Annotated in this window: 17 protein-coding genes and 1 pseudogene; 5 read left to right on the top strand and 13 right to left on the bottom strand. The window is 28.1% G+C overall.

The window, feature by feature from the left end; translation table 11 throughout:
* The first annotated feature begins 18 nt into the window (after positions 1-18).
* The gene (locus BTO18_RS03030) at positions 19-705 is read left to right on the top strand and encodes a Crp/Fnr family transcriptional regulator (RefSeq protein ID WP_105014808.1); all 687 of its coding nucleotides are present in this window, start codon (positions 19-21) and stop codon (positions 703-705) included.
* 7 nt (positions 706-712) lie between these two features.
* Here BTO18_RS03030 and tamL read toward each other — a convergent pair whose 3' ends face one another.
* The 8 genes from tamL to BTO18_RS02990 all read right to left on the bottom strand — a co-directional run bounded on the left by tamL (position 713) and on the right by BTO18_RS02990 (position 14,648).
* Complete coding sequence (gene tamL / locus BTO18_RS03025) at positions 713-3,007, bottom strand: translocation and assembly module lipoprotein TamL (protein WP_105014807.1); 2,295 nt, start codon at positions 3,005-3,007, stop codon at positions 713-715.
* Complete coding sequence (locus tag BTO18_RS03020) at positions 3,008-8,071, bottom strand: translocation/assembly module TamB domain-containing protein (protein WP_105017482.1); 5,064 nt, start codon at positions 8,069-8,071, stop codon at positions 3,008-3,010. It lies immediately after the preceding gene.
* A 115-nt stretch (positions 8,072-8,186) separates the two neighbouring features.
* Positions 8,187-9,827, bottom strand: coding sequence for a hypothetical protein (locus tag BTO18_RS03015; protein ID WP_105014806.1), 1,641 nt, complete (start codon positions 9,825-9,827; stop codon positions 8,187-8,189).
* Positions 9,828-9,844: 17 nt separating this feature from the next.
* Entirely contained in the window at positions 9,845-11,005 is a 1,161-nt protein-coding gene (locus BTO18_RS03010) for an ABC transporter ATP-binding protein (RefSeq protein WP_105014805.1), read from the bottom strand.
* 60 nt (positions 11,006-11,065) lie between these two features.
* Positions 11,066-12,121 carry a nucleotidyltransferase domain-containing protein gene (locus BTO18_RS03005; protein ID WP_105014804.1) on the bottom strand — a complete coding sequence of 352 codons (1,056 nt, stop codon included), beginning with the start codon at positions 12,119-12,121 and terminating at the stop codon, positions 11,066-11,068.
* A complete protein-coding gene (locus BTO18_RS03000) occupies positions 12,108-12,857 on the bottom strand; it encodes a nucleotidyltransferase domain-containing protein (RefSeq protein WP_105014803.1) in 750 nt (249 codons plus the stop codon). The genes BTO18_RS03005 and BTO18_RS03000 overlap by 14 nt, the downstream gene beginning before the upstream one ends.
* A 32-nt stretch (positions 12,858-12,889) precedes the next feature.
* Positions 12,890-13,210: a hypothetical protein gene (locus BTO18_RS02995; RefSeq protein ID WP_146106874.1), complete on the bottom strand. Its 321-nt coding sequence runs from the start codon at positions 13,208-13,210 to the stop codon at positions 12,890-12,892.
* A 52-nt stretch (positions 13,211-13,262) separates the two neighbouring features.
* Entirely contained in the window at positions 13,263-14,648 is a 1,386-nt protein-coding gene (locus tag BTO18_RS02990; protein ID WP_105017481.1) for an RtcB family protein, read from the bottom strand.
* A 320-nt stretch (positions 14,649-14,968) separates the two neighbouring features.
* On the opposite strand from BTO18_RS02990, the gene BTO18_RS02985 reads away from it, so the two are divergent.
* Positions 14,969-15,967, top strand: a complete 999-nt coding sequence (locus tag BTO18_RS02985) for a helix-turn-helix transcriptional regulator (RefSeq protein ID WP_105014801.1) — start codon at positions 14,969-14,971, stop codon at positions 15,965-15,967.
* A 152-nt stretch (positions 15,968-16,119) separates the two neighbouring features.
* Here BTO18_RS02985 and BTO18_RS02980 read toward each other — a convergent pair whose 3' ends face one another.
* From BTO18_RS02980 to BTO18_RS18240, 3 genes and pseudogenes are all read right to left on the bottom strand, one after another.
* Positions 16,120-18,357, bottom strand: a complete 2,238-nt coding sequence (locus BTO18_RS02980) for a TonB-dependent receptor (protein ID WP_105014800.1) — start codon at positions 18,355-18,357, stop codon at positions 16,120-16,122.
* 11 nt (positions 18,358-18,368) lie between these two features.
* Complete coding sequence (locus BTO18_RS02975) at positions 18,369-19,664, bottom strand: tetratricopeptide repeat protein (protein WP_105014799.1); 1,296 nt, start codon at positions 19,662-19,664, stop codon at positions 18,369-18,371.
* A gap of 167 nt (positions 19,665-19,831) precedes the next feature.
* Positions 19,832-21,049, bottom strand: a pseudogene (locus tag BTO18_RS18240) (DUF4331 family protein).
* Positions 21,050-21,274: 225 nt separating this feature from the next.
* Between BTO18_RS18240 and BTO18_RS02960 the strand changes: the two are divergent.
* From BTO18_RS02960 to BTO18_RS02950, 3 genes are all read left to right on the top strand, one after another.
* Positions 21,275-22,069, top strand: a complete 795-nt coding sequence (locus BTO18_RS02960; protein WP_211295627.1) for an ion transporter — start codon at positions 21,275-21,277, stop codon at positions 22,067-22,069.
* On the top strand, positions 22,066-22,989 hold the full coding sequence (gene miaA, locus BTO18_RS02955) for a tRNA (adenosine(37)-N6)-dimethylallyltransferase MiaA (RefSeq protein ID WP_105014795.1): 924 nt from the start codon (positions 22,066-22,068) through the stop codon (positions 22,987-22,989). Before BTO18_RS02960 ends, miaA begins: the two co-directional genes overlap by 4 nt.
* Positions 22,990-23,052: 63 nt before the next feature.
* On the top strand, positions 23,053-23,568 hold the full coding sequence (locus BTO18_RS02950; protein ID WP_105014794.1) for an OmpH/Skp family outer membrane protein: 516 nt from the start codon (positions 23,053-23,055) through the stop codon (positions 23,566-23,568).
* A gap of 86 nt (positions 23,569-23,654) precedes the next feature.
* Here BTO18_RS02950 and BTO18_RS02945 read toward each other — a convergent pair whose 3' ends face one another.
* A complete protein-coding gene (locus tag BTO18_RS02945; protein WP_105014793.1) occupies positions 23,655-24,269 on the bottom strand; it encodes a LysE family translocator in 615 nt (204 codons plus the stop codon).
* Between the two features lie 53 nt (positions 24,270-24,322).
* Positions 24,323-25,357, bottom strand: coding sequence for a quinone-dependent dihydroorotate dehydrogenase (locus BTO18_RS02940; protein WP_105014792.1), 1,035 nt, complete (start codon positions 25,355-25,357; stop codon positions 24,323-24,325).
* Between the last annotated feature and the right edge of the window lies 1 nt (position 25,358).

Below are 25,358 nucleotides of genomic sequence, written 5' to 3'. Positions count from 1 at the left end.
CAAATACTTCAGCATATTATGAGCAAATGTGAGCAATGTATTGTTCGTCAATTTAATTCTTTAAAGCATCTTTCTAAAGAGGAATTGATTAATATGTCTGCTTGTAAAACTGTTAGAAAAATAAAAAAAGGAGAACTTCTTTTTAAAGAAGGAGAACACATAAATGGCGTTTTTTGTATAAAAGATGGTGTTTGTAAGGTTTCTAAAATGAGTGCTAATGGAAGAAATCAAATTATAAGTTTAGTGAAGAGAGGAAATTTATTAGGTGAGAGAAGTTTGATTTCTGATGAGGTAGCCAACTTAAATGCTGTTGCTCTGCAAGATATGGAAGTATGTTTTATACCTAAAGAAGAAATTATTTCTGATTTAGAGAAAAACTCTAATTTTTCTATGAGCGTATTAAAAACAATGGCAGGTAATTTGAGAGATACTGATAATTTGGTGGTTGATATGGCTCAAAAAACCGTAAAACAACGTTTGGCAGAAACTTTACTAAACTTGCATGCTAAATTCTCTTTACCTAATGATGAATTTATAAATGTAAATTTATCTCGTGAAGATTTTGCTGATATTATTGGTGCAGCAACAGAATCTACCATTCGTTTACTTTCTGGTTTTAAGAAAAAAGGACTAATTGCTATAAATGGAAAAAGAATAGCTATTACTAACAAAACTGAATTAGAAAAAGTTGCAAAAGGTTTTTAACTTTTTTCTAAAAAGGATATCCGATTGCAAAGTTTAAAACAGATTTATCGAATTTAAATCCATAACGCTCTTTTTCTGGCAAAGCAGGATTATGAAAAGGTACAGCCCAATCAAAACGAATTACAAAACCTTGCACATCTACTCGCAAACCTGCTCCTGCTCCCATTCCTAATTCATTGATAAAGTTTGATGAAAATTCATCTTGTTGATTGCCATTTGCATCTTGAAAAGTAGGGTTGCTATCTGAATTCCATACATTACCAGCATCAGCAAAAAAAGCTCCTTTTAAAAATGAATAAATAGGAAAACGATACTCAACATTTGCTTCTAAACGAATATTTCCAGATCTATCAAAAAATGAAGTATTGTTTGTAGAACCATTGTAAGATCCAGGCCCTAAAGATCTAATATTGAAGGCTCTTACACTATATGGTCCTCCAGAAAAGTATTGTTTTACAAAAGGTACAACATCAGAATTTCCGTAAGCCAAACCATAACCACCAAATAATCTTGTTGCAATGGTTTGTTCTTTTTTTCTTCCAAAGTTATAATGATATCTGAAATCTACATCCGCTTTTGCATATTGTGCATATTCTAATCCTAAAAATTCTTTGGGTTGATTTGGTGCAACTTCTTTACCTAATAAACTGATAGAATTACCAGCAACATCTAAAGTAGCATTCAAATAAAATTGATGCGTATTTTGGTTAGAAATCATTTCATTATATGTAAATGAAAATGTTAATCCTGAAATAAATTGTTGTTCAAAACTTCTTGCTAAAAATGGATTATTATCTAATATGGTTTGAAACTCTGGTGTTTTATCAGATAATCTTGTATAGTTTACAGAAATAGGATTAACCTCGTAAGTAATGTATTTATTGGCATTCCAAACATAACCAAACAAGGCACTACCTGATAATAAAGTGTATAATTCTGTTCTTCTTAAATAATTTACTCCTAAACTTGTTTTTGTTTTTGGAATTGAATATTCAAAGAAATCTTCATTTATTTTAAAAGGTGCTATTACTCTTGGAAAAATCAATTCTGCTTTTAAACCTAAATCTAAACTACTTAAACCAGCATTTTCTCCACTTGTTACTTGTGTTTCATAACCAATAGTTGAACTAATATTTAAAGTTTCTCCTCCTTTAAATAAATTTCGATTACTAAACGTTAAACCAAGTGTTGGCCCAGCAAAATTATTCGATTTTGTAACAGCTTGTAATTCCGCACGAATTGCACGTTTTGTTAATGGCGATAAATAAATATTAGCGACTAAACCACCTTCGTTATCTCCACTAATAGTATCCAATTCTTTATATTGAATGTTTACATATTTGTAAGCTCCAATTGTAGATAAACGTCTTGCTGTGTTTTTAGAGGTTAAAGGATTATAAAAATCACCTTCTTTTAGAGTAATAAAATCATCTAAATATTTAGGCTTGAAAATAATTTCTTTTTGATAGTAATTTTTTTCGTCAAATCTTGTAGATGTTGAAGTTGTGGAATCTTTTAAATTGTAATTTGGATAAACATTAATCTCTTTTAAACGATAAGGAATCGTAGCTTTTTTAGGCACGTTTTTTTTTAGCTTTAAAAATAAATCAAACCTTTTGTTTGTATATTGATTTGTATCAGCTTCAAAAATTAAAAAGTTAGGATTAAAATTGTAGTATCCTTTTTCTTTTAATTCTTTGTCTAAACGTTCTCTCTCTAATTTTAAATTTCCTAAATCAAACCGTGAGTTTTTCTGAAAAGGTGATGTTTTAGTTAATGCTTTTATTTCACTATAAATTGGAGCAACCATACTATCTACATTATAAGTAGCCATTCTGTAAGGTTTCTTAATCCGTAAGTTATAATTTACAGAAGCTCTTTTGTCTTTCTCTTCAAAATTATAGGATAATGTGCTGTAAAAAAAGCCATTATTTTCTAATCGATTCTCTAGAATATCTTCCATTTCTAAAGGAGCTACATCAGATTGATAAACTGGCTTTTGCCCAAAATTTTTAAACATCCATCTATTTATAAATCCAGGGTTTTCTTTCTGATTTTTATAGTAATAATATAGCCCCAAATGCATTCCTAAAAATTTAGAATTGGGTTCAGGACGCAAAACCGTTTCTAAATTTTCTTTTAATCTGTTTATTTTTTGAATGGTAGTATCTGTTTTAATATTGATTTTTGCACCTGTGTATAAACGTTCTCCATCTGGAATATATTGGTTAATACTACAAGAATAGCTAATGCACACTACTAAAAATAACAAAACATTATATGAATAATTTTTACCTAACATTTAATTTTTTTTCTTTTCAATACTTTTATCTGTCTCTTCTTCTGTAGCTTCTTCTTTAGCTTCTAATTTTGCTTTCGTTTTTTCTCTTTCTTCATCAATTTCTTTTTGAGCTCTAAAAATGGCGTTCCACAATTCTCTAAACTCATTAAATTCTTGCATAAAAATTAGAGCAACTCCACTTACTATGGTTTGACCATCAATTACGTTTTCAAACTGACTTCTTCTAAAACCTTTTAAACGATATCTACCATCTTTAGATAATTTATACTCTAAACTTACATTACCAATTAAAGGTGTTTGTTCTCCTGTAGGATTACTTCCTTGTAAATCTACATCACTACCAACCCTTACAGTTAATCTATCATCAAATAATTTCTTTTGTGCTGTAACACCCAATTGTGTTCTATCTGTTGCAGCTGTTCCTTGATAATCTGTATAACTGTTTAAATCAAAGTTTAGTTCTATACCAGAATTTCCTAATATTTTATCAGAAAAAGCATTGAGTTGACCAGAGACTGCATCATTTAAATTATCTCTTGCTATTGTAGAAAAGCCTCCTAAACTTCCATCACTTCCAGAATCTGGATAAAATCGATTTAAAACCAGCAAAGAAAAAACTTGTTTATTCAACTCTTCTTCTTGCTGATTTACTTGTTGCACTCGCCCATAAACCTGACCACCAATTGCACCTTGTTCATCTTCTGGCATATCTAAATTAAAAGATATTTTAGGTTGCATTAATTCGCCATCAATATTCAAATAGACGTTAAAAGGTAAAACTTGCTTGAATTTATTTTTGATTGATGGATCCTCATCAGAAATTTGTGCAGCCATTAATGGAGAAGCAGAAGTTTTTATATTATAAATTGCACTTGCATCTAGCTTTGCATCAAAAGGGTCTCCAGACCAAGAAATTCTTCCACCTGGAGCTAAATAGAACTTTCTATTTACTAATCCATATAGATTCAATTCATAATGTCCATTAGCAATTTCATAAGCTCCAGTTAATGAAATTCTTCCATTTGGAATCATATTAAATATAAAATCTCCATCTCCAGAAACTTTAAAATTATCTCCTGTATCTTCATTAATTACAACAGTAATTGCTGCTTGTTTATCAATTTTTAATTTTGTAAAAATATCAAAACCACTAATTATTGCTGTTTGCTCTTCAGTTTGTGTTAAAATAGCATTAGGGTTCTCACGATTTACAAACGCCACAACTTCATCTCTATTTTCTATGTTAGCATAAGTTGCTGGTAGTACGTAAGTAACATTTGTGTCTTTGCCTAAAGTTACATTTGCAGTTAGTTTTGGTATTTGTAAATCTCCAGTTAAATCTGCATTTGCGTTAAAAGTTGCAGTTCCGTAAAGATTAGGGTTATCTTTTTTAGATGCGTTTAAAAGTCTAAAATTGTTTGCCTTTAATTGCAAGTTAAACTTTGGATTGATAAAACTTTTTGTTTTAATATTACCTTTTAGGATTAATTTATTCTTTTTAGCGTCTAAAACTGTGAAATTGTTCATAAATAAACCTTGGTTATTTACTTTCAATTTTTCATTAAGTAATGTAAATTTTGTGTTGAGTTTGGTAATATTAAAATTTGCATTATCAAAACTAATATCTCCATTGTATTTTGGTGCAGACAATGTTCCATCTACATTAAAATTACCAGAAAAACTACCACTTGTATCTTTTAACTCTCCCATAGAAAGTGTATTTAAAGCTTTCATTTTAAACTCATTGATGTTTAAATCTAAATTTAAGAAAGCTTCTTCATTTGCAACCAAATAATCTCCTGTAAGATCTAAATCTACATCGCCTTCTTTTAATTTTGCTCCAAAATCATACTTGCCATTTCCTAAAGATTTGCCTTGCAAAGAAAGCTTACCAAAATCTGTTTTTAAGAATTTTAAATTTTTTACATTCAAATCTGCAATTACACCTGTATTTTGAAAAGGATCTTCTAAAATAAATGTTCCGTTTAAAATACCTGTTGCTATTTCTTTTTCTGGATTTAAGTAATTAAAAACCTCTTTTACTTGAAAATTATTATACTTAATGGCTATATGATCTTTAGAAAAATCCTTAATTTCAGAAGTATCCAACTCATCTGTAATCTCTATTGATTGATTGCCTTTTGTGATTTTAAAATTGGTAAATTTTAGCTGATTATTATCAATAAATTCAATCTGATTATTCTCTGGAATTGCCCAACTGTGTTTATTTAAAAATAAACTATCTGAAGCTACTGTAAATTTAAGCAAATCACGATTCCCTGTAATTTTTGTATTTACATTCATCATCAATTCGTCTTTATGAATTCCTTTAAAATTCAATGATAATTCATTATTTTTTTGATTCCCTGTAATAACGGTTTTTGGAACGTCTAAAGGATTTGCTTTGATATCCTTAAAGCCAAGTCTAAAATTAAAATCGTCTTTATTTGTGTTCATTGTAAAAGACAAACTATCAATTTCATTTCCACTATAATTAATGTGAGGAGCTGTTATTTTAGCATTTAATTTTCTTTTTTTCTGATTAAAATCAACAGCAATATCAATAGTATCGATATCTTTTATATTTACTAAAAAAACTTCTTCTAAAAGTGGAGTTTGTGCAATTTTACCTCTGAAAGTTAAATTTACAGGATTCTTTATGGTATCAGAAATGATTTCATCTCTATAAAAATAACTAAAAATATGTTGCTCCAAAGCCTTACTAAATCTTGCTGGATCTGTATTAGAAGCTAGTTTTAAATCTATTGTTTTATTTTTAAAAGAAACTGCTGTTGTGTCTTTATCTATAAATCCATTAACATTAATTCCGCCCAACAAATAAGTTTTATTATCGTAAACTACAGCTCCATTTTTTACATCAGCATCTACAGTATAGTTAGTTGCATTCCCTTTGAAACCAAGAGTAATATCCATACCTGTTTTAACTTTACGCTGCATTAAACCTAATGCTTCCAAATCTGCACCAATAACATTTATGGTGGCATTTGCTTTAGTATTTACAGTATCTAAATCTACAAAAGCATCTAATTTAATATTTAAATTACTGTCTTTGTATTTAGATTTTAAGTTCCCTATTCCATTTTTAAAATCGCCATTTAATTGTAAATCTTTTATAGCGTAATTGTTTAGTTTTAACTCGGAAACAGTAACATTTAAAGTTGCATCTAAATCATTAAGTGTTTTTCCATTTCCTTTAGATTTTATATTGATAGTTGCTGTGCCTAATTTATCATTCTTCAACAATTCATTTAACTGATAATCTTTGATGGAAATAGTTGCATCAAAATTAATTTTATCAGTATTTGTTAAATTTCCATTGACAACAATTGTTCCTTGAGAAGATTTTAATTTTAAATCTGTTTTAATGTCTTTTAAACTTCCATTAATACTTCCTGTTAATAAAATTTCTTTCGGTAATTTGATTCCTAAACTATCTTCATTGATGAATTTTAGAATATCATTTCTAGTTGTTTTAGCTTTTATTTCTGGTAAATTCAGTTTGAGTTTATCCATATTTGTAGCATTTTTAATAGTACCATCCAAAGCAATTTCTGTCGTTTTTCCCCAATTAATTTTACTGTTATACAAGTTGATATTGGCTAAATTTCCATTTGCAAAAACACTTCCTACAATAGGTTTTTTACTCAACTCTTTGATGTAGCTATTTTTTTTAAGTGAAGGTTGAAAACGCAATAATCGATTCAAATTCAAATTGATTGTTGGTAGATTTAGCTTTACTTTAGCAACTTCCGGATTTACTATCAATTGTTGTAATGAGTTGTAAAACATTTCAAAATTACCAGCAATGCTGTTTCCTTCTGATAAAAATTGTAATTTATTAATGTCTAATTTACTATTAGAAAATGACCCCTTAAAAGTTAGTTTCTGTAAATCTAACCCTGAACTTTCGCTAAAATTAAATGTGCTTAGGTTTAAAGCTGCTTTTTTATTTTCATAAGAAATATCTGAGGCTATTAGATTTACATTCTGAAAAGCCAAAGCATTTGGATTCAGAATATCATTTCTTACTATTTGATTATCAACTATATAATTAATTTTATTGTTTTCTAAATTAACACCTCCAATTTTCAGCAATAAATCTGGTAAAAAAAATTCTGAATTCTGTTTTTTTCTATTTTGGTTTTTAACAGTTTCCGTTTTTACTGTAATTGTTGATTTTTTTAGGGTGATATCATCAATATTAAAAACTCCTTCTTCTAAGTTTAGTTGTGGGTTTTCTGATGAAAAATCTAGCAAATTCAAATCTGTGATTAAATTGCTCTCTGTAGCTTCATAATAAAATTTAGTATTTTTTACAGTTATATTTTCTGCAGATAAGTTTGGTAAAAGAATTTCTTCATCAGAAACAACTAAAACAGGTTTTTGAATGTATTTTATATTTGCATCTGTAAGTAACAAATCATTCGTTTTAAAAACCATATTCTCAGCATCCACTTTTTTCATACTGGTTTTTAGTTGATTTACTTTATAACTGCTCTCAATTCCTAAAGGAATATCATTATAAACCACGTGAACATTAGTTAAATCCAGATTGCCAATGATAATTTCTGGAGATTTAGATATGGTATCTTTTACAATAGTATCTGTTTTTTGTGGAGCTAAAGCATCAATCAAAAATTGAAAATTGTACCCAGAAACAGTATCTTTTCTGATGATATTTGCACGCAAACCATTCCATTTTACATCATCTACACCAAGAGCAGTTCCATTTATCAAACCCCAAAGTGGCAAATTGGCTTTTAGTGATTTGGAATAAACTAGGGTATCGCCTTTTTTATCTTCCAAAAATAAACCATCAATTTTTACACTGCCATCAAAAGTTATAAAAGCTTTATCAATAGCTATTTTAGTGTTGGTTTTTTTAGAAATGTAGCTGGTTATTTGGTTTATGATAATATTTTGTCCCCAAGGACTTTTAACAAAAAGAACTAATAATATTAGAAAAGTAATAATACCTACGAACACACGTAGAGTTCTTCTTAAAAAACGAAATCTTCTTTTTTTATTTTTTTGGTAAGCAATCAATTCAATTATGTTTGATGCACAAAGATATTATAGTCTATTAATTAAATATCATTTTAGATTGAATTTGTTAACTCTTTTAAGTTATTAAAATTAATAATTTATATATAAACCTTTACTCTGGTCTTGCTTTTAATTTTCTAATATAGATACTATACACGTAAACAGAAAAGAATGACACTAAAATTATTGCCCAAAAACCATAATTTGTAAACCAAATATCAAAATTACTCTTATAACTATAGTCTTTTGGAAATTTATCTAAATGACTATTTTTTAAATATTCTGTAATTGTAAGACCAAAAAAGAGAAAGAAAATAGGAATAGCCAGTAATGCTAAACTCCAATTGATTGAAACAATAAGTTTTTTCCATTTTGAAACATAAGCAATAAAAGCAAACAAAATTATAATAAATGATACGAATAACATTATTGCAAACTCTCGGTAATCACTATTCAAAATTAATCTTCTTGAAGAAGACATTAACCAAACAATTATTATTAGTACAACAATACTAGCAACAACAGATAATAATAAAGATTTGACACTAGTAGTTTTAAAAATAAAAAATACGACTCCTAAAAAAAATGCAAAACCAATAAAGAAATATAATAATCCTACTGCTGAAGATACAAAATAAGCTTCATAAACATTTTTAAAATAATTATCGATTCTCCCTAAATCGTAATACAATGTCTTTGAATATAAAATTTCTTCATTGTACTTTTTATTAAAGCTTTTAAAATATTGAGGTAAACCTGGGTTGGATGGATTGATAAGCTCTGTTAACAAAAAATTAGGTGGATTATACACCATTTTAAGCAATGTATCAACATCTAAATTATGATCTAAATCGTATTTTTCTGCTAAAGACAATAGTGTATTAATTTCATTTTTTAGTATTGATTCATTTCTCTCATCCAATACTTTTTGATGATGTTGTAATTGTAATTTTTTGGTAATAGAATCTTGACCATAAACAAAAAGTTCTTTAGAATAATTATATAAAGAAGGATTTATAAATTCTTTAAATTCTGTAATATCAACTACATCTCTTATAGTAAAATCAATATCATTATTTTCGAATATGTTTAAGATAGACTTACGTTCTTTTTCTTGCTGTTTTTTCTTATTGATAGTATAAAACTGATAGTATGTGTCTTTAAAATTTATATATGCTCTAGTAGTATCAATGTTTTCCATATATTCTAAACTATTAGCATAAGCCATTTTTAAAGGAAATGGTTTAGGATACTGCTTTTTATCAATTTCATATTCGTCTTCATTGTGAATTAAGAAGATACCAGCTTTATTAAATTTTTTAATATCTGCATCAACAGACTCCCAATCATAAAGAGATTTTATTTTAGTTGTTAAACCGCTTCTAAAAGAATAATTTTGGGTAATGCTTAATAAAAATATAATAAAAACTATACAAAATTGCTTGAATAAATAAGATTTTGGAATACTGTATAGGTTTTTAAAAGCATTGTTTCTTAAGTAAAAAATAATCCAAATTAAGATGATAAATATTGATATTAAAAAATTATAATACAATACTGAAGTATTAAAAAAGAAATCACTTAAATTATAATGTTCTTTTAAATCTTCTAAACCACTTACAGAAAAATAGCCTATTATAAAAAAAAGCATATGAATGATGACATTAACACCAGTCATCCAAACCAAACGTGTGTTCCAAATTAATGGATAATGCTCTAAAAGATATTTATTTACTTTATTTATAAAATTCATTTTGCAATTCTTTAAAATTAATACACAAAAAAGCGTCTGCTAGATTTAGAAATATCTCGAATGTATTCTACTTTTAATTTATGTTTAGCTATTGCAGCTAAAACATCATTAAAAGAAATTTTATCTTTAAAATAAAGTATGTAAACACCTCCATTAAATTCTAATTTTTCAAGATGTAATTCATTAAAAACAACTTCTAATTCTCCTCTAGAGTTTTGAGTATCAAGTTCTAAAATTAAATAGTTTTGTTCTTTTTCTTCTAAATTCAATTCATTAGAAGGCTTGCCATTTCTTAAGTAAATTACCTCGTCAGAAATTTTTTCTACTTCATATAATTGTTGTGAAGAAAAAACCATAGCAATAGGGTTTACAGGTGATTTTGCCATCATTCTTAAATCTTCTAAAATAATTTGTTGAGCCAAAATATCGAGATTAGCTAAAGGTTCATCAAGCAAAATAATCTCTGGTTTTCTTAACAATGTTCTTGCTAATTCAAAACGCATTTTGTAACCCGAAGAAAGTTCGCTCCATTTTAAGTCCTTATATTTCCAAAGACCAAATCTGGCTACCATCATTAACACCAACAATTCATTTTTTGCTTCTTTAACTCCATGATGCACTAATGCAAATTTTAAATTATCTAAAACCTTACCATACCAAACAGGAGTTCTTTGAGGTATATAGACAAGCTTTGATAATTCGTCATATTTACCAAAAACCTTTGTAGAAAATGTATATTCAATACTGCCTGAATTAATTTTATTTAAAGAAGCTAAAGCTGTTAATAATGTGGTTTTACCATTTCCGTTTTCTCCTACTAAACCAAAGATGTCGCCTTTTTTTAATGAGACACTAACAGGGCCTAAAACGAACCTCCCTTTGTTATAGTTCTTTGTGATATTTTTTGCAGACAAAATTGTATGTTCTAACAATCCTTTTTCTTTAACTTTTACCTTTTTTATGGCTTCACAACATTCTGTAAACAAATGAAGTAATGACAATTTATTAGCATTACTTTCATTTTCATATTGTGCTACAAAGTTTAAAACCTGTATAAATATTAGTTCGGAATCTGTATTTAAAGCCGTGTCTAAAAGTGTTCTATAACCTAAAGAATAATCACCTCTTTTAAAATACAATAACGCATTTTGTATTAATTGTTCTTGTGTAAAAATCATTTTTTGGAAATTGTTGCAATTTTCTTTTAAATGTAACTAAAATCTATTTAAAAAATTGTTTTACAGTTCATAAAATTGATTTCTAATTTTAAATAACAATTTATTAATTTTATCAAAATTTGGTTTTTCTATTAATGAAGAATTTGAATAAATAGAGTCTAAATTATCCTTTATACTTTCTGCTTTTTTAACCAATTCATCATACTCGTATACAGCATTTTTGATAGATAAAAGATATTCTCTATCTATTCGATTAACGTTTATAACTCCAAATTCTCCTATTTCCCTTGCCATTAATAAGAGTCGAAATGTATGCATAATATTTTTTGCATCGTAATTTTTGTTATGAGATACGTTGTTTTTATAACGTTCCTCATTCCTTTTCTCTACCCAAGTCCAATATTCTTTATATTTTTTGCAATAGGCAGAATATCCATCTTTATTAAAATACAATAAAGCAATAGGCTCTTCTACCTTTGGGATAGAACTTACACAAACTTCATTAGCATTAGTTCTTGAAATACCATTATAACTTAAAGTTTCACTATAAAAAAGATTAAAGCAATCTTTAATATGAGATACTTTAGCTAAACCACAATTTTCTGATTTTAAGTTTTTATCATTTAAAAAATCAAGTAAAGAAACTGCTTTTTTCCCATCTCTAATTATACAAAAATCTTTTACAGTTTTTCGTTTCTTATCAACAGGGTTTGAAATTTTCTTATTCAAACCTCTTGCTTTTTTTATTTGTGTAAATGCATAATTTGCAAATGTATTTTTACAGAGTTTAGACAGAAATAGTTCCTTTTTAATTTGGTCGAATAAAGAATGTTTGTACAAAATACATTCTTCAGGCACATTCAACATTTCTAAAATATTAGGGTTGTTTTTAGCACATAATTCTATAAATTTTCTCAATTCATAAAAAGCAACGTCATTGGTTTCATTATTTATTTGACCAACATAATCCAAAGAATAAAATTGTTCTTTAGGTAAAATAAAAACACCTCTAATATCTGTATCAGAATTAGGAGTAGCCAAACCATAAGCCTTACTACCACTAATGCATTCAAATATAATACTATTAGATTTTTTTAATTCTTCAATAGTTTTCATTGGTTAAGGTTTTATATAAAAATGTATTTATTTTTTCACTATCAGGTTTTCCATTAGGCAAAGTTTTTGCATACTTATTGTTTTCTGCAATCAATTCTGAAACTAAATTTATAACACAATTATTCCTTGGATGTATATAACTTTCTCCATTTTGACTTTTGATTTTCATCAAATTTTTGATTTCACTTTCTAAATTTTTATCAACCAAATACAGCATTTTTTCAAAAACAACTGGAGGTAAAGTGTTATGTTCTAAAATCCATTTTCCTGCTAAAGAAGTTCTTAAAGCATAAAATAAATCTTTTAATTTAATTTCATCTTTTTTTAACTTTTCTTCATACTTTTTGCTCATACTTAAATAATGAAACATCGATTTTATTGGTGAGAAACATTCCAATCCTATATCTCTCATTTCTTTGATTAACAAATCATTTCCTTCATAAATTATTGGCGAAAACAAATGTTCTAAAGCTGGAATATTAGATTTCATCATCAGTCTTAATTGCTTTTTTAATTCCCAACCTACAGCATCAAAATTTCCATCCATAATATCTATCGAATCTTTTTTTCCTAAAACAGATAAATACCATTCTAAAGGTTTTACATATATAAAACGAAAATCAAAATCGGAATCTGGAGAAGCAAATCCCCAAGCTCTACTCCCAGATTCACAAGCAAAAAGGATGTTTACCTTTTTGCTTTTTTCTATTTCTTTTAATTTTTTATTTATTTCCATTTTCTTTCTCTAAAATTGTATAAACATTTTCACTACCATAATGGTTTTTCACTTATTTTACTCTTATCAATTCCTATAAATCTTGGAGTCCAACAATCTGCTATTAAAACTCCAATTTCAAATTTACATTTTGGACAAACTTGATTCAGTACTCCAAAATTACCTGGTCCACAACATCCTTGTAGTCTTATAGAATCTTTATGATCTTTTAATGATATACTTTTTGAATTAATTAAATAATCTATTGGAATTTCAAAACTATAGTCAATTCTATTAGCCTCAATATATTTTCTATCTTGTAAAAGTTCTTTCTCGTCAATTAAACAAATTTGTTTTAATTCTGATTTCTCCAACTTTAAAGAAGTTAAAAGGTAATTACATTTTTTACAATAAAGTTTCATAATTTTATTTTTTATTCTTTCTATCTTGTCTCCTCCTATTTTTCCAAGGAGCATTTTTTTGCCAATTTCCAGCCATAATACAACCATAAGGCATTACTTCATCAATAACTTCTCCTAAATCAAATTCGTCCATTTGGTTTCTTACGGTTTCTGCATTTTTATAGGCTGATGGTAATTCTGTAATATCTATTTCATTAGAGAAAAACCGAATATCTAAACCTTTGGTTTCTTCTTTAAAAATTTCTTGTTTTGTACCTATTTTACTTTTTCTATGTTGCGTTCTACTTACATTTCTTCCAGCTCCATGAGGTGCAAAACCCAAATTGTTTTTAGTCGTTTTCCCATCAACAATTAAAACAGGTTCAGCCATATTTAAAGGAATTAATCTTGGTCCAGTAATATCTGGCATAAACTTTTCATCTAAAGGCGTTGCTCCTTTAGCATGGTAAAATAAATCACCATCTTTAAACACAAAATTATGCTCATTCCAAAATCGGTTTTCTTTTTCAATTCCTAATTTTTCTAAAGTTGCATCGTGCAAAACTTCGTGGTTTTTTTTGGTCCATTTTCTTATGATTTGCAATGCTTCCCAATAGGCTTTTCCTTCATCAGTATCAAAAGGAATCCAAGCATTTTGCTTTAAGGTTTGTGGCGAAATTTCTTTTCTAAATTGCTCTGCAATCTTCATTCCTCTACTATACAAATTAGCACCAAAACCTCTAGAACCATGATGCGTAATTAGCATTGTATTTCCAGTATTTTTAGATTTACCTACAAACAAAAAATGATTTCCATCTCCTTGTGTACCTAAATGACTTCTAGCTGCAGAAATACATTTCTGGTTGTTCAAAAAAGGATTTTCTTCAATTTCTGCTAATAAATCCATAGGGAATCTGAATTGTGAATTTCGATCTCTTCCTCCAGGACCAAAATGCGTAATGGAATGTGCTGCATCTAACACATCTTTAGGGTTTGCATTTCCAAAATCGGTTAACATAACAGAACAGCAAATATCTGCACTGTGCATTCCTGGATGAATGGCATTTTTAGCCACTACTACTCCACCAACAGGAATTGTTCCATTAGATCCTGTTGGGCAAGCATCAGGCATAATTGCTCCATCAACTAAAGTTGGCGTTTTCATTAAGACCTCCATAGTAGTAACTACCGAATTTACATTAACTTCTTCCAACTCATTCTCTGCTTTTATATTGATTTTAAAATCTGCAGGATTTTCTAACAAATCGATAGTTTCTACTTTAAATTGCTCTAAATAAACACTCATTTCTACTTCTGATAATTCATTTTCGTTGATATATGCAATTGCTTCAGGAAACCATTTTCCTGGTTTATACCCTAATGCAATAATTTCTTTTCCTGTGATTTTCATCTTATTTTCCATCATTTTCTTGATTATGCTCCACAAACTCCTTGTTTTGTGGAGCGATTACAATGTAAAAAGAATTCTTCTTTTACAATTCCAGTACAAACATCTTACACAATTACGCAATGTTTTTGCGTAGTTGAAATTAATTGTTATTTTTATTGAAATATTTTATTTTTAATTAGTTCTCGATACAATTTTTCGTTCCTCAAAATCACTCGAACTGACATCCTTTTTAATCTTAACTATAAAGAGTGTTGTCAGTTGGAGTGAAATTTCTTTTTCAGAAATTTTGTATCGAGAACACTTCAATAAAAACAAAAAAAATGGCATCCAACAAAAACGCACTTATTAGGTATAAAACTATTGATTATTGTTTACGCAATAACTTCAAAAAATGGACTTTAGACGACTTAATTGAAGCCTGTTCTGATGCTTTGTACGAATATGAAGGAAAAGATGTAAACGTAAGCAAACGTACTATTCAGCTAGATATTCAATTGATGCGTAGTGATAAATTGGGATATAATGCACCTATTGAAGTTTATGAAAGGCGTTTTTATAGATACGCAGATTCAACATATAGCATTACCAATATTCCTGTTACTGATAATGATGTAAAAGTGATGAATGAAGCCATTCAATTATTACGTCAGTTTAAAGATTTTTCGCTGTTTAAAGAGATGAATGGCGTTTTACAAAGGTTAGAAGATTCTGTGTATTCTTCACAAGAAAACAAAAAATCAATTATTCATTTAGATAAAAATGAACAACTCAAAGGATTAGAGTTTATAGATCCTATTTATGCTGCAATCCAACAGAAAAAAGTACTAAAAATACGCTATCAATCTTTTAAAGCACATAATGCCAGTGATATGAGTGTACATCCACAATTATTAAAAGAATTTAACAATCGCTGGTTTTTATTATGTTTGAATAAAAACAAATATTACACATTGGCTTTAGACAGAATTATAGACACTTCTTTAGAGGAGAATATAGATTATGTTGATAATAATGTTGATGGAGATATTTATTATAAAGACGTAATTGGAGCAACTGTATCTAATTCAAGACCACAAAGAATTCAATTTTGGATTGAGAAAAAGAATGCTCCTTATGTAATTACCAAACCTTTTCATAACTCACAAAGAGTAATTAAACATACAGATGATGGTGTTATCTTTAATATTTTTGTACAAATCAACTTTGAGTTAGAACGTAAGATATTAGGTTTTGGTGAATTAATTGAAGTTTTAAAACCAGAAAAATTTCGTAATCGCATTTTAGGAAAATTACATCAAGCAGTAAAAAACTATAAATAAAAGAAACCTGCTATAATAACTATAACAGGCTTCCCATCCAACTAAAACCAAACTATGGTCTCTTTTTTTCTTTTTCAATGTATTTTAATCAGTTCTTACTATTAGATTTTTCAATTTCATTTCACTTTAAATAAATAATTAATCTTTTAAACCTAGAATTGATATGTTATGGTTGCTTTTGCAAAAAAAGGTGTACCAGGTGTAAAATGTATTTCTTCTACTGAATTTGCTTCATTTTGTAATCTACTTTCTGTCGCAAATTGTGTTTCGTTCCAAGCAACATCAAAAATATTTTCTATGGCTACTCCAAATGTGATGTCTTCAATTGTGTAATTGATATTAAAATCACTTACAAAATATCCATCAGCTACAATACTATTGTCTTCGTTTGCAGGTCTGTCTGCTAAATATCTGTAACGCAAGCCCCCTGAAAAGTTTCCTAAATTACTGAAAGATAAACCTCCTGTCATTGTAAAATTTGGTGCTAAAGGGATGTAATCTTGACCTGAAATCGATTCTAAACTTCTTGCCTTGGTAATTGTTGCATCTGTATCAAAATAAATGTTATCTGTAATTTGATAACGGATTCCTAAATCCAATCCATAACGTTCTGATTCTCCTGAAGGCTCTACGATACCTGCATCACCTACATACACAAACTCTTCTTCAGAGAACAAATACCAAACAGCTGTATTTAACACAATATTTTTGGTTGGTTTCCAAATGTTTCCAAAGTCTGCTCCATACGCTCTTGGTAAAACTTTATCTGCATTTTGCTGTAAAACTACTCTTGCATCATTAGAATGAAAACCAATTCCTGATTTTAAAAACCATTGTAAATTATCATTCTGGGTATATAAAAAGTTTAACTTCGGATTTACAATTGCCTTTGTTTTACTTAATGTTTGGTATGTTGTACTTAAATCATCATTATATAAAAACTTAAAGTAATCTAAACGAATTGCTGGTGCTATTTTAAATTTTCCTATTTCAAATTCTGAATTGAAGAATGCATAAAAATTAGTCTGCTCAACATCACCCAATTGGATGTTAGATAAGGTTTCTCTTCTATTTTTTGTTTTCGATAATTCGTTATCATCAATATCATCAAAACGTAAACCAAAGCCTTTTGTAAATTTTGCTTCTACATTTCCATATTCTTTTTCTGTGATGATTTTTGCATTCATTCCGTAGATATTTCTACCTTCAAATTGTCTAATTTGGTCTCCATTTACTGCATCATCTAAAAAGAATGTAAAGTTAGAATACAACTCAAAATTATAATTTGAGTAAAATGCATTAGCTTGAAAAATAGATTCATCTGCCAATGTTTTCTGTAACTGTATATTAAAATTAGATCTAGATGTAAAACCTCCTTCAGTATCATCTATAGCTCCAAAACGTGTTATTGATCCATTATCTACGGCTCTTTGTGGAATTTGCCCAGAAGCATCCCAGCTACTGGTAAAATGAGATGCTGTAAATGTGAGCTTATCTTTTCCGTTAATAAATGTATTATACTTTGCAAATAGATTAAGTCTATTAAAATTTTGTGATGATACAAATGGACCATCAAATTCAATATATTCTAAAGCTACATAAGCGTTATCACTTTTAGCATTGTTAAGTAAATTAAACATACCAACTGTTCTTAATGAATTGAAATCTCCATAACCTACAGAAATCATATTTTTCTGAATGGCTGTTTTTGTGGAAAAATTCACGTATCCAGCTGTGTTAAAATCTCCTTGATTTGCGTAATAGGGTCCTTTACCAAAGTCGATATTCTTAATAGTTTCTGGTATCATAAAGTGTAAATCAGAATAGCCTTGCCCATGTGCGTGAGAAACCATATTTATTGGCATCCCATCAACAGAAAGTGTAATATCTGTTCCATGGTCTATATCAAAACCTCTTAAAAAAATCTGTTCTGCTTTTCCTCCTCCTGCATGTTGTCCTATAAATAATCCTGGTACTTTTCTTAATATTTCTTGCGAATTATTTACAGGGTTCAATTGCAAATCAACTTTAGTTAAGGTTTGTAATGCATTAATTTCTTTACGTAAGAACAATTCTTCTAGCTGAAATATTTTTGTTTTTAATACAATTCTAATTCCATTAGTAACATGATTTTGTGTAACTTGAATTGTCTTTTTTTCAAACCCAAGAATACTCACTTGAATTGTACTATTTGCTGTTGTCTTTTCTATTGTAAAGCTTCCATTTTCATTTGTGTGTGTATGCGTATTTGCTGCATCATTTACCACATAAACATTTTCTAATGGTTCATTAAAAGTATCTACTATCTGCCCTTTTAATATCTGTCCAAACGATTGTAAACTGAAAGTAAGTACAACAATTAATATTGTAATCTGTCTTATGATATTCATTTTAAAAATCGTTATATATTTGTAATTTCTTGTTCAGAATGTGGTCCTAATTCATAGATTGCTCCTAATAATTCTTCTTTAATTTCTAAAGCTTTTTCTTGCTTACCATTAGCTTTTAAAATATGAGCTGTGTGTAATAATGCTTCTGGCTCAAAAGTTTTACCTACAACATATTTATTAGCTATTTCTAAAGCCTTATTAGCACTCCCATTTTTATAATAAGCCCAAGCTAACAAATCATAAGATTGAGCTGTTGGTCTTGCTTTAACTTCTGCTTTTGCAATCTCTAAAGCTTTTACTTTTTTAGCATTATCATCAGCAAATAGTAGCACATTGTATTTTGCATACATAGCTCCGTAATTTTCGTTTTTTACTTTAGCTAAATAGATTTTAGTTTGTGTTTCTTGTGCTGATTTATCACCAAGATAATTTGCAATTTCTGCTCTTAATAAATGATAATCTGGAGCTGCATTTTCTTTAGAAACTGTTTCTAAAATTCGTAATGCTTCTTCAGGGTTTCTTTCATAAGAATATATAATCCAAGCTATTCCTTTTTTTGCATAACTATTATTAGGATTTATTTCTAAAGCCTTTAAATAAGCATTATAAGAGTCTTTAATTCTACCTGCATGACCATAATAATCTGCAAGATTGGTATAATTCCATTGAATTAAACTTTGATTTTTAGATGATTTTGCAATTGCTAAAGATTGTTCTAAATATTTTATAGCATTGTCTAAATTACCAATATGATCGTTGTATTTAGATATTCTGATTAAGTAATCGAAGTTTTTAAAATTTTTAACTTTTGATAAGTATTTTTCTACTTTTTTAGAATTACCTAGTTCTAAATGAACATCAATCAACATAAAATGAGTTTGTTCTAATTTCTCTCCATTATATTCTGCTTTTGTTAATAGTTGTAAAGCTTCTTTAAATCTATGTTGAGAAATGTAATTTCTTGCTAAAGCTCTTAAATAACCAGCATTATTAAAATTTGTTTTTTTATTAGCTTCTAATAAGTTTTTTTCTGCTTCCTTTAATTCATTAATATTACCTGTTAATTTAAAAATTTGAGCATTAGCTGATGCTATTTTAGAATAATAAGGGTATTGATTAGGTGTTTTCTGAAGCTTGTTATTCCAAAAGTTTAATTCTTCTTGAGCTTTAAGTAAAGCCTCATTAGAATCAATATTTAAATAAGCTTCGTAATCTTCTGTGTTTGTTATTTGTTTGACTTGTTCTGTATTGCAACTTGTTATTATTAATAAAGTTACAAATAAGAAAATGAGTTGGATGTATTTCATAATTTGTAGTTTTAATTGTTTAAAATAACTGGCATACTATTTTAGGGAATCGTATGCCAGTAATATAGGGGCATGGTTAGGGAACTTTATAAGGGGTTATTTTTTTAAAACTGACGATAATCTCACAATAACCGTCAGTTACGTATTAATTCAAATACTTATATTTTTTACCAAGGTGATGCTAAATATGGGAAAGAAGATAAAAAGGCTTTATCATTAGCACTCACATTATCATCTGTTAAACCTGGATTATCTGCTCCTGTTGGTCCACCAAAAATTAATAATAATTCTACTGAAATTACATCATCTGCTAAAGCTCTACCTGTTAACACATTGGTACCATCAAAAAATGTGGTTTTACCATCTAATGTAACTGTTAAAACATCTGTTGCTAAAGCACCTGTAAATGTTGCTGCGTCCATACCTAAAGCATTAGTAGTATAATTGGGGTTTAATGCTAATAACTTTGTTTGAAAATCTGATTGATATGCTGCTCCTTGATTAGAAGGTATAGTCGTATTAAAGTTATCTTTTTTACTTGCATCAACAAAAACTGTGTTAATAGCTGGTCTTCCCATTTGATCTTTCAATACAAAAGTTCCTGAAAAATCTGTTGTAATCTGTGGGCTATCATTATCACTACTACAACTAGCTACACAAAGTGATATGGTTAAAATTGCGATATATTTTATTTTATTTAAATTCATGATATTATTTTTATAGTTAGATTTATATTATTGTTTCATTTTTGCTTCTACCCAAGTATTTACATTACCAGATGTACCTATCATACTTTTTGGAACTTCTACTACAATAGATAATACGTTAGTACCTGCAAAAGTGTCTGCACCAGGATCATTAAAGCTTGCTGCATTACCTCCTATAATTTCACCATATCTAGCAAAATCCATAAAGAAAGGATCATCTCTTGGACCTGCGAAAAATTTCATATTTCCTGCATTACTTACAATAGGTGTAGAACCATAAGAAGAAATTGTAACTTCATTTCTTGTAGCTGTAGTACTTATTGTACTATTAACTCCTGTAGAACTTGGTGCATAGGGCCCAATAAAGTACATTTTTCCATTTCTAGGAATTGCTTGAATGATTAAGTCTTCTACTGCATCTGCATCTGTATCAATATTAAATTCTATTAATACGTTTTCATCAAAAGATGCGCTAGCTGTTGCAGTTGGGCTTAACAAACCTTGTACGTTAGCCACAAAAGCAATGCTATTAGAATTTTCTGCTTGAAATGCATAAAAGTCAGTAATATCTGCACTGCCTCCTGTAACTGCAGGTGCATCAATATGATCTGCTGCAACTGTAATTAAACCAATAATTGCTACTATCATAGTAGCTACTAAAATTTTTGTTTTTTTCATTGTGTGAGTTTTAAGTTATTATTTAATTGAATCTCACTAATACTTACGAGAATATTTGAAGTGCGGTTTTAAAAAAGTTTGATTTTTTTTATTTTTTTTCTGAAAAGCCTATAAATAAAGGGAAAAACAATAGAAAAAAATTTATAAATTCAGTAAATATTTGTAGTATTGTATAAATATATTACCTTAAAATTGAAAGATTCTTCTAAAAAAACTACCTGGAAAATGCGACTTCATGAAATTATTTATGAAGCTGATACTAAAGAAGGGAAACTTTTTGATGTTGTTCTATTGATTGCAATCATTGCTAGTATTCTATTGGTAATGCTAGAAAGTGTAGATAGTTTTGATGAAAAACATCATAAGGCTTTATATGTAGGAGAATGGATTATTACTATATTATTTAGTATTGAATATATTTTAAGAATTATTTCTATTAAAAAACCTTCCAAATATATTTTTAGTTTTTATGGTATTATTGATTTACTGTCGACTATACCTATATATTTATCTTTTATTTTTGTTGGATCTCAAGGTTTGGTAGCTTTACGAGCTTTACGTTTACTGCGTATTTTTAGAATTTTAAAACTGGCTAGATATATAGGTGCATCAAATAAATTAATGCTAGCTCTAAAAGCTAGTAGAGCCAAAATTGCTGTATTTCTATTTTTTGTATTGATAGTTTGTATTATTTTAGGTACAGTAATGTATATGGTAGAAGGTGCAGAAAATGGATTTACCAATATTCCTAAAAGTATTTATTGGGCTATAGTTACTTTAACAACTGTTGGCTTTGGTGACATTGCACCACAAACTCCTCTAGGACAACTAATTGCAAGTGTAATTATGATTTTAGGATACTCAATCATAGCCATTCCAACAGGAATTGTAAGTTCGGAAATGACAAAAACTACCTCAAAAGAAGATCATAATACACAATCTTGCCCTAATTGTTTAAAAGAAAATCATAAAGAAAAAGCTGTTTTTTGTTACAACTGTGGCAGCATTTTAAATCCATGATAAGCTCTAAAAACAACTTTTTAATTACCATAGTTGGTCCAACAGCAATTGGTAAAACTGCTTTAAGTATTCAATTGGCAAAACACTTTAATAGTGATATTATTTCTTGTGATTCAAGACAATTTTATAAAGAAATGACTATTGGTACAGCTGTACCTGAACCAGAAGAACTAAAAGCTGCAAATCACCATTTTATAAAAAATAGAAGTATTTTTGATGATTATAATGTTGGTGATTTTGAAAAAGATGCACTATATAAATTAGATGAATTGTTTAAAGAAAACAAAATTCAAATAATGGTTGGTGGTAGTGGTTTGTACGTTGATGCTGTTTTAAAAGGTTTGGATTATTTCCCAAAAATTGATGCATCAATTAGAGAAAATCTAAATAAAGAACTTCAAGAAAAAAGATTAGAGTTTCTTCAGAATCAGCTCAAAGAATTAGATTTAAAGACTTATAATGCAATTGCTATTAATAACCCTCAACGAGTAATAAGAGCTTTAGAAATTTGTATTGGTACAAAAACACCTTATTCTACTTTTAAGAATAAACCTAAAAAAGCTCGAAATTTCACATCCATAAAAATTGGTTTAATAGCAGACAGAGAAATCATTTATGAGAGAATAAATAGAAGAGTAGATTTAATGATAGCCAATAACTTACTTAAAGAAGCAAAAAATCTACATCAATATAAAAAACTGAATGCATTACAGACAGTTGGTTATAGAGAGTTATTTTCTTATTTTGATGGGGATTTTACAAAAGAATTTGCCATTTCAGAAATTAAAAAAAATACAAGACGATTTGCTAAAAGACAACTCACTTGGTTTAGAAAAGATACAGAAACTATTTGGTTTGATTATCAAACAGATATTAACACCATCATAACTAAAATCTCTGATAAAATTAACGGTTTTTAACTTGCATTAATTTTTGTAATTGCTTGACTTTTCTATCTTTGTCGAGTTTAAAATTTATCAATCATGAAGTTAAAAATTATATTTTATTTTACAATTCTATTTACTACAATCTCACTTGCACAGACTAAAACTGGTACAATTGATAGCGATTATATCGTCAATTTAATGCCTGAAGCTAAAGTTGTGGTTAAAAGAAGCCAAGATTATGGGGCTAAATTAGATTCTTCTTTTTCAATAAAAATGAAAGAATATCAAGATAAAGTTGCCGATTTTAGAAAGAAAGAAAAAGAAATGGGAACTTTAATGAAAAAAACATTGGTTAAAGAAATTTCTGCTATGGAAACTGATATTCAAAAATATCAAAAAAATGGAAACACATTAATGCAACTAAAACAGAATGAGTTAATGAGGCCTTTATATAAAAAACTAAATGATGCTATTAGTCTAGTAGCTAAAGAAAAAGGGTATACACATATTTTAACTACAACAAATCAGTTTGCTTATATAGATCCAAAATTTGATATTACAAAACTAGTAATGGCTAAATTAGGTATTAAAGAACCAGAAGTTAAAAAGTAAAATTTAACTATAAAAATTGTTCAAAGCTTCATTAACAGTGAAGCTTTTTTATTTTATGATATTTACTAAAATTTTTACAGTTTTTTTTAAATCAAAATAAATACAGAAATTGTAATAAATACAAATATTTGAAGCCATTTTAGATACAAGCCAATTTTATTATTTGTTTTAATTTTTTCTGAAATATAACCTGCTAAAATTGCAATCATAGAAAAGATAAGTAAGGAGACTAACATAAAAATAGCACCTAAAACAAAAAACTGAATTACATTAGAAATACTATCAGAAAATAAAAATTGAGGAAAAAAAGCAAGAAAAAATATTGAAACTTTAGGGTTTAGCACATTCATGATGAAACCTTGTTTAAAAAGTTGCGTTGTTGTTTTTCTTTCAACAGAATCTTCAGATAATAAAATTGAAGCGTCAGCTTTAAAAACTTGATATGCTAAATATAAAAGGTATAATGCTCCAAAAATTTTAATTACCAAAAAAAGATTTTCGTTCTCTTTTATAATTGCTGATACTCCAAAAGCAACTAAAGTTGTATGAACGATACAACCAGAAATTAAACCAAAAACAGTTGCTAAACCAAACTTTTTACCATTTACAATACTTTGAGTTAGTACAAAAATATTATCAGGCCCAGGAGAAAAAGCCAATATTGATGTTGCTATTGCAAATGAAAATAAAGTTTCTACCATTAAAAGAATTTGCTTTAATGCATAATAGTATTTGAATAAATTTAGATAAAGTATTATTGACTTTTTAAAATAGCTTTATTAATTCTCTTCACTAAACTTGGCCCTTCATAAATAAAACCAGTATAAATCTGTACTAAATCTGCACCAGCTTTTAGTTTTTCGAGTGCATCTTTTTCTGAATGAATACCTCCTACTCCTATTATTGGAAAAGCTTTGTTAGAATTATCAGCCAAATATTGTATCACTTTTGTACTAATATCTTTTATTGGCTGTCCACTTAAACCTCCATTACCAATTTCTTTTAATTGCTCATCTGTTGCGTTTAAATCGTCTCTTTTAGTAGAAGTATTGGATGCTATTACACCATCGATTTTTGTTTCTGCAACTAATTCTATAATTTCATCAAGTTGTGTATTATTTAAATCTGGAGCAATTTTAAGTAAAATAGGTTTTTGTATAGTTTCTTTGTTGTTCAATTTTTGACATTCTGTAATCAATTCAATTAAATAATCTTTATCATTTAGTTTTGCATGACTACCTACATTTGGGCAACTCACGTTTAATACAAAATAATCTATGTAAGTATGTAATCCTTTAAAACATTTTAAATAATCTTGAGTATAGTTTTCTGGTAATGTTTGTGTGTTCTTACCTATGTTACCACCAATAATTAATCGTTTTTTATTCTTTTTTAGTTGATGAATTGCAGCTTCTAAACCTTCATTATTAAAGCCCATTCTATTAATAATACCTTTATCATCTTGCAAACGAAATAATCTTTTTTTAGGATTACCTTCTTGTGCTTTTGGGGTTACAGTACCTATTTCTATAAATCCAAAACCAAAATTTGCCAATTCATTATACAATACAGCATTTTTATCAAAACCAGCTGCTAAACCAACTGGATTTTTAAAAGTTAAACCAAAAAGTTTACGTTCTAATTTTTTATCATTTACTTGATATAAGCTTCTAAAAAGATTGGAGATTAAAGGGATTTTAGACAAAAAACGAACTAAAGAAAAAGTAAAATGATGAATCTTCTCTGGATCAAAAAGAAAGAAAATAGGTCTTATAATTAGTTTGTACATA

The sequence above is a fragment of the Polaribacter porphyrae genome (assembly GCF_002954685.1).
Lineage (GTDB): Bacteria > Bacteroidota > Bacteroidia > Flavobacteriales > Flavobacteriaceae > Polaribacter > Polaribacter porphyrae.
This window is presented reverse-complemented; position numbering and strand designations above follow the sequence as displayed.